Source organism: Microcoleus sp. LEGE 07076 (assembly GCF_015207455.1).
In the GTDB taxonomy this organism is placed as follows: Bacteria; Cyanobacteriota; Cyanobacteriia; order Cyanobacteriales; family Microcoleaceae; genus Microcoleus.
This window is the reverse complement of sequence record NZ_JADEWV010000060.1, coordinates 21898-31962: the sequence shown is the minus strand read 5'-3', so window position 1 is coordinate 31962 and position 10065 is coordinate 21898. Positions and strand designations below refer to the sequence as shown.

Here is a 10065-nt window from a genome sequence, read left to right as displayed (position 1 = left end):
GGGCTCTATAGCCCGTCCAGGACGGGCTATAGAGCCCATCCCACAATTATGTGTAAATTATTTAATTGGCGATCCTTAGATCGAGTTTGATCGATTACCCGGCAGGTGCTAGGGGCGGGTTAACCAAAAATACCTGTCAGTAATTGATATCATTTCCGGTTACAGTCATACATGATGTTGACCGTTGACTGTTGACTGTTGACTCGAATTTATTATTCCGATGAAGAGAGGATTTGAGATCACAGTCTCAAAAACCCGCCCAGCTTTTATATCAATTCTCCGGCATTTGTAGAACCGTATTAAGGGCGGATTATTTAATATGTTGGTTCGATCGCGTTGTGAGGTATGCTTTTAGGCCCTATGCCCGATGCTTTTAGGCCCTATGCTCTGTTTGGCCGATGGCACCTCATCTTTTTGAGAAATGCTATATTTTGGTTTCTAAGTTGCTGGGCATTTCAATCGAATACAGAGGCGGGCTATAAGCCCACCCCACAAAAATGCCGATCGAACTTTAACTCAAAACTATTTTCCTCCCTTTTCCCATGCCGTAGGTGAGAGCATAGCTGGTAGCCAACAGCCAAAGCCAAACAGCCGGATACCTGGGTTCCAACCAAGGCTGTATTTTGCGGGCAAAGCTGGGAAGCCATCCGAACAGCCAACTCGCCAAAGCTAGAAGAGTAAAAGTCAAGTAACTCCGCAGCCAGCGCCCAATATCCCCCAAGGTGACAAAATCTAAAATCCACAACAGGAGAGAAGGGTTTTTTCCGGCTGCTTCAACAGCCAATCGGTTGAAAGTTAGCCAGTCCGTTCTGTCTTTAATAAAAGTTTCGGCGACGGCGAGTTCTTGTCCTGCCAAAATACCGAAAAAGGTATTGAGCATTGAATTAATTCTTTGGGGCGGCAAACTGCTCCCGGCGGGAACCATCATGCCTTTGGAAAACAGCCAAGTTACTGACACATTGCTCTGGTAGGCACGGATTTGGTTTAAGTGATTGGCACTTAATAAGTTGTGCTTTAAAGCTGTATCCAATAGGTCAGTTAAGCGAAAAAGATTGCGGATGAGAGAGCCGAAACCGGTGAATACTAAGGGAGATTGCAAAGATGCTGCATCGCCGATCGCAATTAGGCGATCGACGGCAACGGCGCGATCGCTGCTGTTGATACTAAAGTACCCGGGAATATAACCAAAAGTCGGTTTTTTCCACACCAATTTATCGACATCGCAGCGGCGGTACTCCGGCAAAATTGCAAAAAAATCCTCGTACAGTTCCAGCAAAGAACCGGGATTTTCGGGATTTACTTGGTGGTAGTGAAAGAGATAAACTGTCAGTTCTCCTCCAGCGCCGGGAAATAACTCCCAAATCAGTTGGCGCCCGCGGGAAATGTCCCCGTGAGAGTGGAGTACATCCCCGTAGTCAGAATCCCAAGTTCCCGGCTCAACTCCTCCGTCGATGACTGCTCCCACTGTCGGACAAACGCTGTCAAAAGCCCGTCCTTCGTTCAATTGCCAAGCGATGGGAGAAGCCGAACCCATTGCATCCACCAGTAGCCGTCCGCTGACAGTGCGATCGGCTTTTGTCGGCAAGTGACAGCCGTGAAATACTACTTTTTCAGCTTCAATATCGGCTCTAAAAAACTCTGTTTCGTCCCAGATTTCCCCGCCAGCTTCTGTTAGCTTAGCTCCCGCCAAATACAGCAGCTTCTCGCTGTCCAAAGCTATATTTAGCACCTTCGGCGTGTGCAGAACTGCCCCTTTAGCAATGGGCGGATTATTAGCATCAAAAAACTTGTTGTAGCCATCTTTGTATTCTCTGGCAATCAAAGTTTCGATTTCAGCGGCAGTAAATAAACCCAAATCAATTAAGCTTTGAATTTCGTCCCGCGAAATATTCCACTCGCGATTCATCCGCCCGAAAGGCATTCGTTCCACCAGCAGCACTCGGTAGCCCAATCTCGCCATGACTGCGGCGTGAATCACTCCTAATGCTCCGCCGATATAAATTAAGTCGTAAACAGTATCGCCAGCATCCGACACCGAAACTATGCCTTCTTCCCTCGGACTTCTTGCTTCTGGCTTCCCTGTTGCTGTTTCCTTCAAAAACACGACTTGTTTTGGCTTTTGAGGATTGCGAGTGCCTTCGCGCCAGCGCTGCTCCCACCAGTAAACGCGCTGCAGGTCGTATTCGCCTTTGGGCATTTTTTGGAAGTATTTGACGGTGAGGGGGTAATAGGGGGCAAGAGCGTCAAAAATTGACTGTTTGGAGAGGTCTATGACAGGGAGTTCGGGGTAGCGATCGGGAAACTTGTTTTTGACAGCCCGATTTAGAGCTTCCAGGAACTTTTTTTCTCCAGGGGGCGGGTCTTCTAGACGAAAGACTTTTAAATAAGTTGTGCGCTGTACTGACCAGACAAAGGTGGAAAGTTCTGTCCGCCAATTGTGGTTTTCTGAATTGGTATCAGTGAATGTCGATTTTGGATTAGTCTTTTGAGTTCCTGATTTGGCAAACTCTGCTGCTGTTGCGTTTGAAAGCAGGCGAAAACCGTCAGGAGTAATAATTTTTTCTCCGATTTCGGGGTCGAATTCGTGCTGCAACCAGGTGCAGACGGCTGCTGTATCGGGTGTCGGGACTTCTAGATAAAGAATTTCTTGCATGATTGGGAACTCAATTCTGAATAAATTAATAAAGATGGGGGAGTTGACAAGGGAGCAAAGTACGCTATACTCCCGAATACTTATTCAGTTTTAAATAAGTTTACAATGTTCTCAGATTTTTAGGTTTTCGATCGATCGGGTTCTTGCTTGACCCGCTGCGGGTCAGTATGTATTTTCTTCGGTATGCACTTTTATGAATTATCCGATTCCTAGGAATCCTCAAGAAATGATTGCTTTGCGACAGCAGCCACTGAATGAAGAATTGGTGGCATCGGCGATCGCGGGCGTGGTTCAGATTGCTCGATCGCGTTCTCAGTCTTTGGATGAATTAAAGGCTGAGGTGCTCGCGGACGACAATCTGCTCGATTTGGCTCAAAGGCTATGGCTGAGCGACATTGTGGCTCAAGCTTGGGAAAGTTTGCCCTAGACTAAGCTGTTGTGCATTTAAATTATGTGTTGAGGGCTGGCTTTCTGGCCCATCCCACAAGAGTGAAAGTTTATTTTACCGTGCAATTTAAATGCGGATTAGCTGATAGCGGTTCTGAAGAAAGTCAGGTATGCCCGCGGCTTAGGTGCATCTAAATTGTATATGGAAATTGTCGAAAGGGGTGCAGGTTTTGGATCGTGCAAATTAAATGCGGGTTAGCTTGTGCGCTATGCCCTGTGAAACTTAATGGCATCTCATGTTACTGATAAAGGCTAGATCAGCTGTCGGACAAATAAACATTGTATGTTCGGGGCGATGCTCTGAGCAACGGCCCACAAAACGGGGATTTGTTTTTGACAGATAATTTATATGTAAAACAGCTTAGCGGTTCTCAGTAACATGAGGTACGCTCGAAGAGCGGTAATTGGTAGTTTGTAATTGGTAAGCTGTGGCACATTCAACAGCCAACAGTCAACAGTCAACAAAACTAACGCAATTCAACTTCTCTGTTAACTTCAGTTAAAATTCGATCGCCCCGCGTCAACCGATATTCGGCCCGCCACACTCCGGGAGTCAGGGGAGAATTTGTACTGTTTTTTTTGCCGGCATAGCGCAACCAAGTGCGGCTGGGGGCTTTAATTTCCTTGCTGTCATTGATGATGGTTTCGCCGTTGGGTGCAAATAATTTGTATTGTTCGCGATCGCCCTTTAACACTCCGTAACTTTGCACCCAAAACAACAAAGCTGGAATATTTACAGGTAGTTTTGTCTCGGAAAATTGTCCGGCCCAGACAGCGTTCTCGTCCGGCGGTCGATCGGCAAAACCTGCGCGAATTAAGCCGGTGGGAACATACTCGATCGGCTTGTCCCAAATTGAATTGCGGGCGGTGTTGCAGCCTAACTTGGCATCGGGGCCGACAAACGGATCTACAGCTTTGTTTTGATAGCGAAAAGTTACGTGTACGTGGGGGAAAGATGCCATCCCAGAGTTTCCCACCATGCCCAAAACGGTGCCTTTTTGTACCTGCGTTCCCGGCTTCACAACAACGCTGTTTTGGCGGAGGTGGCAGTATTGGGCTTGCCAGCCTGCGCCGTGGTCAATTACTATGCCGTTGCCGCATTCAGTGCCTGCGACGTTGGCTTTGTCTGTGTCGTTTTGTAAACGCCGATCGACCACACCATCTCGCACTCGCAAAACTTTGCCCGCTGCGGAGGCGATAACTGGAACTCCTTTTGCCATTGCTTTGGCGTCGGGAATGGCGAAGTCTGTGCCGTCGTGCCCGTTGTAGGTTTGTCGCCCGCAGCCAAAATCGACTGCTGCCGGGCTGGGATCTCGATCGGAGTACAGCAATACAAAACAGTCTTTTCCTAGCGTACAGTCGATCGGCTTACCGAATTGCGGGCTGTTGGGCTTTTGGGCGACTGCGCTGGAGACGAGACGCTGGGCGATGGTGTTGGCTTGGGCGATCGGGGCATTGACTGCGGTGTCACCAGCACAGCTAGCTATACTTGTCAACCCCGCGGTCAACAAAATTGCCGAAAAGTAGTTTTTTGATATGATAGTCATTCGTCAATGGGAGATAAAATTTGAGGAAGGAAGTAAAAAATCAATTAATCATTCAAAATATAGTTTGTTCGATCGCCTAGACGATCGGTAAGGCGTTTTAGTTTCCCAGATTTGTTGTAAGCTGTCGCGCCTGTAATTTCTACTAGCTTGTTTGCCAGGATCTTTTGTGCGGGCAGGAGAGTCCACGCTAGAGGTTAAACTCAAATGCCAAACAGCTTAGTATGCTAGATTTTTACTTCTTAATCAGTTAAAAAATGCTATCTAAAATTCGATCGCTGATTTCGATAATTCGGCTGGGCGGCCTTGGTGTTGCTGCTTTGGCGATGTGGGGATTTGCCACCATTGCCGAAGAGGTTTTGGAAAAAGAAACCTACGCTTTTGATAAATCTATTTTACTATATCTTAGGAGCCTGCACGATCCGGTGCGCGATCGCATCATGCTCGCCTTGACATTTTTTGGGGAACCAAATTTGCTGCTCATGCTGAGCGTGAGTTTGGGTATTATGTTGTGGGTGCGCCAACATCGCTCCGAAGCCATAACGATCGCAATTACCGGCGCTGGGGCTGTTGGTTTAAATATGCTTTTAAAACAAATCTTTGCGCGCGATCGACCTCAACTTTGGGAGCGAGCAGTTGAGGTAAAATTTTACAGTTTTCCTAGCGGGCACGCAATGATTTCAATGGTTGTTTACGGTTTGCTAGGATATCTCTTGGGTTCGCGCTTTCCCAAACAGCGCTGGTTGATTTACAGCTTGACAGTTGTATTAATTGCTGCTATTGGTTTGAGCCGGCTTTATCTCGGAGTTCACTGGCCAACCGATATTATTGCTGGTTATATTGCTGGTTTTGTCTGGCTGCTTGCGTGTATTTTTAGTTTGGAAGTATGGAAGCAGTTTCATGATTATCGTCCTGTTCCTGAAGAGAAGTTTTTGTCACCTGAAAATCCTCAAGAATAGTTTTTAGCTGTTGACGGTTGACGGTTGACTGTTGACTGTTGACAATTAAGAGGGCGGGCACTCTTGGCACCGCCGCTAATGACTAATGACTACTGACTACTGACTACTGACTGAAGAGAAGTTTTTGTCACCTGAAAATCCTCAAGAATAGTTTTTAGCTGTTGACGGTTGACGGTTGACTGTTGACTGTTGACTGTTGACAATTAAGAGGGCGGGCACTCTTGGCACCGCCGCTAATGACTACTGACTACTGACTACTGACTACTGACTACTGACTATTTGCTTTTGGGTAAAATACATGGCAATTCCCTTTTCGTAGTAAGCCGCTTCGTTAATAAAAATTGGATATACCGTCGATTTACCTTCATAAAAGACCGACTCGCCGTCAAAGGTCAAAAACGTCGGCTCGCCGGGATTCAAGGCTTCATAATCTCTGGATTGTAGCTGAGGATGGATCATTGCCTGAATCTCTCCCTGGTGGTTTCTCGGATAGTCGATCGCCTCAATGGTGCGATAAATAGTCAGGGGATTTGTTGCAGCAGCCATTGTGCCTTGATTGTAGCTTTCTACGCAGTCTAAAATTGTGCCGACGACTTGCTCGGTTTGCTGAAATAAAGACGCATCTAATACGCCTTGCGCCACTGCACCGACTTCGAGAGTACCGCCTAATTCGGAAATCGATCGCAGCAAAGGACTATCTTGATTATTTGTTGTCGCAGCCAACAGCTTGAGGTGGGGATACACAGAAATTAAATAAGCTGCTAGTTGCAGGTTAAAAGGATGCTGGCTGGCGAGAATAAATGTTAGCCCCATGTTGGATGTGGTGCTGTGCAAATCGATAATTAAGTTTTGCTGCTGAGTGGTTTTTGAGCTAAAAATGTGGTAGATTTCCTTGGCCCGCTGCGCTTCATAGCTGGAGAGATGGGGATTTTCTAAATCTTGCTGTCGAAAGCAGCGGTTGAGGTCGATATCGACGTAGCGTCTCCCGATGGAGCAGGCTTGGGGATTGGCTAGCAGAGTGATGGTTTCAAAAGTCGATCGTCCAATTAATTCCGGCGCGCGATCGAACTTCTTCACCAGGTAAATGCCTGTGAGTTCGTTTCCGTGGGTTCCTCCCACTATGACAACAGGTTTAATTGGATTCATAAACAAAAAATTTCCGATCTCCAGCTTACCACGAGAGGACGCTCCCCAGCCGTTAAAACCATACTTTTTGCAAATGATGAGATGCTCCCGCTAATCTTGTGGCGATCGTTATCTTCGGGCATGATATGATTAAAGATTAAGGTGATTCGGGCGATCGCGCCCGCACCCAAAATCTCGGTGTTGCTATGCGTAAAATTGTACTATTCATTGCAGCTAGTTTGGACGGTTATATCGCGCGATCGAATGGCGATATTGACTGGCTGTTCACAGACCAAAATTACGGCTATACTAAATTTTTAGATAGCATCGATACGGTTCTCATGGGCCGCAAAACTTACGAACAAGTTCTAACTTTTGGCGAGTATCCTTACCAAGAAAAAAAGAGTTATGTTTTTACCAAAAATCTAGATTTTTCAGGAATTTCGGAAGTAGAAGCGGTAACACAAGTAGAGAGTTTTGTCAACGATTTGCGCTTGCTTGAAGGCAAGAATATTTGGTTGGTGGGAGGCTCTCTACTAATTCGCGATTTCCTGAACAAAAATCTTGTAAACGAGTTAATTCTCTCGGTGCACCCGCTGATTTTGGGCGAGGGAATTCCTTTATTTGCTAATCCCAATACTACAGCTTTGCAGCTCACGGGATGTCAGACTTACAGTTCCGGTATGGTTCAGCTATCTTACGATGTGGCGACATGAGGGCGAGCCTGTTGTGCAAGTTTCGGCAACGCACTTTAATTGCTAATTTATACCAATTCTTGCCTCCAGAAAGCAAAAATTATGAGTATTGAGTTTGTTAGCTGAGCTATGCGAGTAAGGTGCGTCGCTCATCGATGTGTCGCTCCCAATTGAGGATTGTTTCGGGCGACGCACCCTACCAGCTACTAACTGGATGTCAGTCTTACATTTCTGGTATGGTTCAGCTATCTTAGGATCGCGAATTAAATAATTTACACATAATTGTGGGATGGGCTCTATAGCCCGTCCCACAAGAACAATAAAAATGGTAAGTTATTTAATTCTCATTGCTTACGATGTGGCGGCTTGAGGATGATGAAATATTTTTGCTGCTGGTTGCTATTAATATCTGTTTTCTGGGTGGCGCTGCCGGCTGAGGCATCTGTTTGCCGAAATTATCAAGGGCGCGAGATTTGCATTGTCGATATCAAACGCAGTGCGAAAAATTATTGGGAATACAGGGTAACTCTGAGTGTGGATCGAGTTAAACAGCCTCTGGAAATCTACAATTGTCGCGATCGCACTACGGTTAAGAAAGATGGCACTGTTTTGGCGTTTGGAAAAAACAACCCTGGTGAAATTGTCTGCCGTTTTTTTGACCGAAAATAGTTTTGCTAATCGATTTATCTCGTTTTCCTCTAATCGGGAGTATCTGTAATATTGGTTCGTAGTGCGGACTTCAGTCCGAACGATCGAACCAATAGCGGGAACACTAATGCGTTTTTAAGCAGATTAGTGAATATTTTTGGCGCTCAAACTTTGGCCAGACGATCGCCACTGGGAAGATATTCTATCTCAGCAGCCTCTTGACTGTAAGAGTTCTCGCCCGCAGCGCCGTAATAGTCTCGATACCATTCTACAAACTTATGGATGCCTTGGGCGATCGGCGTACTCGGCTTAAATCCTACATCCTGCATCAAATCGCTTACATCTGCATAGGTAGAAAGTACGTCACCGGGCTGCATTGGCAAAAAATTCTTAACGGCTGTTTTCCCCGTTGCTTTTTCAATGACTTCGATAAAAGTCAACAATTCCACAGGCGAATGATTGCCAATATTATAAATCTTGTAGGGAGCGGTGGTGGCAGAATTTTGGGCGATCGATTGAGGCGGTTTTGCCATGACTCGCACAACTCCTTCAATTACATCGTCGATGTATGTGAAATCGCGCTGCATTTTGCCGAAGTTGTAAACATCAATGGGTTTGTTTTCGGCGATCGCCTTGACAAATTTGAAATAAGCCATATCCGGTCTTCCCCAAGGCCCGTATACTGTAAAAAAGCGCAGTCCCGTAATCGGCAAACCGTACAAATGGCTGTAGGAATGAGCCATCAGTTCGTTAGCTTTTTTGGTGGCGGCGTAAAGCGAAATCGGATGATCGACGTTATCGCTAACTGCAAAGGGAACTTTAGTATTAGCACCGTAAACGGAACTGGAAGAAGCAAAAACTAAATGCTGGATTTGGCTGTGGCGACAGCCTTCTAAAATGTTGATAAATCCTGTCAGGTTGCTGTCTGCGTAGGCGTGAGGATTTTGCAGCGAGTAGCGAACGCCCGGTTGACCGGCGAGGTGAACAACGCGGTCAAATTTGTGGTTTTGGAAAAGTTGGGATATGCTAGGGCGATCGCTCAAATCTAAATGCTGAAAAGTAAATTGCGAATGCGGCTGAAGTTGAGCTAAACGCGCTTTTTTGAGGTTGACATCGTAATAGTCATTTAAATTATCGATGCCGTAAACTTGTTGCCCTTGAGATAGTAATCTTTGGGCTAAATGATAGCCGATAAAGCCTGCTGCACCAGTTACTAAAATTTTCATTGCGGGTAATGGGGAATGGGTAATATCAATTCTGGTTGCACCGTCAAGTGATTGTTGACTGTTGACTGTTCGCTGTTGAGTGTACATACTAGTGTTAGCCGTTCATAGCTTTGATTAATATTCCTATAATTTTCTTAATATCTCGGATAAAATACTCAGTTAAATCTATCGAAACTACCTTATTTTCGAGTTTGAGAAATTGCCAAACTGTGCCAGTTGTCACAGCGCCGTAAATAACCGATATGTCATTACCTTCTTGTTGGTTAAACAATTGTGCTGCTACCATTTCAGCGATACACTGACCTAATCCTGCTTTCAAGTTATCATTTTTTGCTTCTACAATTGCCAATATGGGAGTGGAAATAAACAACTGTTCCTGAGAATTGCTCATTAAAAAATCGCAAAGTCCATTTAGTCCTTTACTTGGATCGACATTAAACTCAATGCCCGAAAACAAACTTATATTATAATTTAATTTGCGCCTAATTTCTATAAGAATTGGTGCTATTATCATTTCTGATCGAGCTTTTTCGGTATTAATTGAAACAGCTAAATCGATATTTTCTTTGAGAATGGTTGTTAATAATTCGCTGGCTTCTATTTCTGGAACATCAGCCAAGAGTTGGGAAGACTCGGCAATTGTTAATTCAAAGATTTTACTTACATTACTTAATTTGAAATCGCTGTAAGCCATTGATTTTTTGACTTTGATTATCGGAATGATTTAACCGCAGAGAGCGCAGAGTACACAGAGGAAGAGAGGAGTGA

General features: G+C 45.3%; 9 protein-coding genes. 4 read left to right on the top strand and 5 right to left on the bottom strand.

All coding sequences use genetic code 11. The features are described from left to right. Window positions 1–511 precede the first annotated feature (511 nt). Window positions 512–2653 carry an NAD(P)/FAD-dependent oxidoreductase gene (locus IQ270_RS12485; RefSeq protein WP_193973527.1) on the bottom strand — a complete coding sequence of 714 codons (2142 nt, stop codon included), beginning with the start codon at window positions 2651–2653 and terminating at the stop codon, window positions 512–514. A 193-nt stretch (window positions 2654–2846) separates the two neighbouring features. Here IQ270_RS12485 and IQ270_RS12480 point away from each other — a divergent pair, with 193 nt between their 5' ends. After that, window positions 2847–3080, top strand: coding sequence for a hypothetical protein (locus tag IQ270_RS12480; protein WP_193973526.1), 234 nt, complete (start codon window positions 2847–2849; stop codon window positions 3078–3080). A gap of 487 nt (window positions 3081–3567) precedes the next feature. On the opposite strand, the gene IQ270_RS12475 is transcribed toward IQ270_RS12480, so the two are convergent. Then, complete coding sequence (locus IQ270_RS12475; protein ID WP_193973525.1) at window positions 3568–4647, bottom strand: M23 family metallopeptidase; 1080 nt, start codon at window positions 4645–4647, stop codon at window positions 3568–3570. 254 nt (window positions 4648–4901) lie between these two features. On the opposite strand from IQ270_RS12475, the gene IQ270_RS12470 reads away from it, so the two are divergent. Continuing rightward, on the top strand, window positions 4902–5603 hold the full coding sequence (locus IQ270_RS12470; RefSeq protein WP_193973524.1) for a phosphatase PAP2 family protein: 702 nt from the start codon (window positions 4902–4904) through the stop codon (window positions 5601–5603). A 261-nt stretch (window positions 5604–5864) separates the two neighbouring features. Here the strand turns inward: IQ270_RS12470 and IQ270_RS12465 are convergent, their stop codons facing one another. Then, window positions 5865–6749 (bottom strand): aspartoacylase, encoded by an 885-nt coding sequence (locus IQ270_RS12465; protein ID WP_193973523.1) that lies wholly within the window; start codon window positions 6747–6749, stop codon window positions 5865–5867. A gap of 185 nt (window positions 6750–6934) precedes the next feature. Between IQ270_RS12465 and IQ270_RS12460 the strand changes: the two genes are divergently transcribed. Both IQ270_RS12460 and IQ270_RS12455 read left to right on the top strand, forming a co-directional pair. Further along, on the top strand, window positions 6935–7444 hold the full coding sequence (locus tag IQ270_RS12460) for a dihydrofolate reductase family protein (RefSeq protein ID WP_193973522.1): 510 nt from the start codon (window positions 6935–6937) through the stop codon (window positions 7442–7444). Between the two features lie 351 nt (window positions 7445–7795). Continuing rightward, on the top strand, window positions 7796–8092 hold the full coding sequence (locus IQ270_RS12455; RefSeq protein WP_193973521.1) for a hypothetical protein: 297 nt from the start codon (window positions 7796–7798) through the stop codon (window positions 8090–8092). A gap of 143 nt (window positions 8093–8235) precedes the next feature. Here the strand turns inward: IQ270_RS12455 and IQ270_RS12450 are convergent, their stop codons facing one another. Next, a complete protein-coding gene (locus tag IQ270_RS12450; RefSeq protein ID WP_193973528.1) occupies window positions 8236–9297 on the bottom strand; it encodes an NAD-dependent epimerase in 1062 nt (353 codons plus the stop codon). Window positions 9298–9391: 94 nt separating this feature from the next. Then, window positions 9392–9991 (bottom strand): hypothetical protein, encoded by a 600-nt coding sequence (locus IQ270_RS12445; protein WP_193973520.1) that lies wholly within the window; start codon window positions 9989–9991, stop codon window positions 9392–9394. Between the last annotated feature and the right edge of the window lie 74 nt (window positions 9992–10065).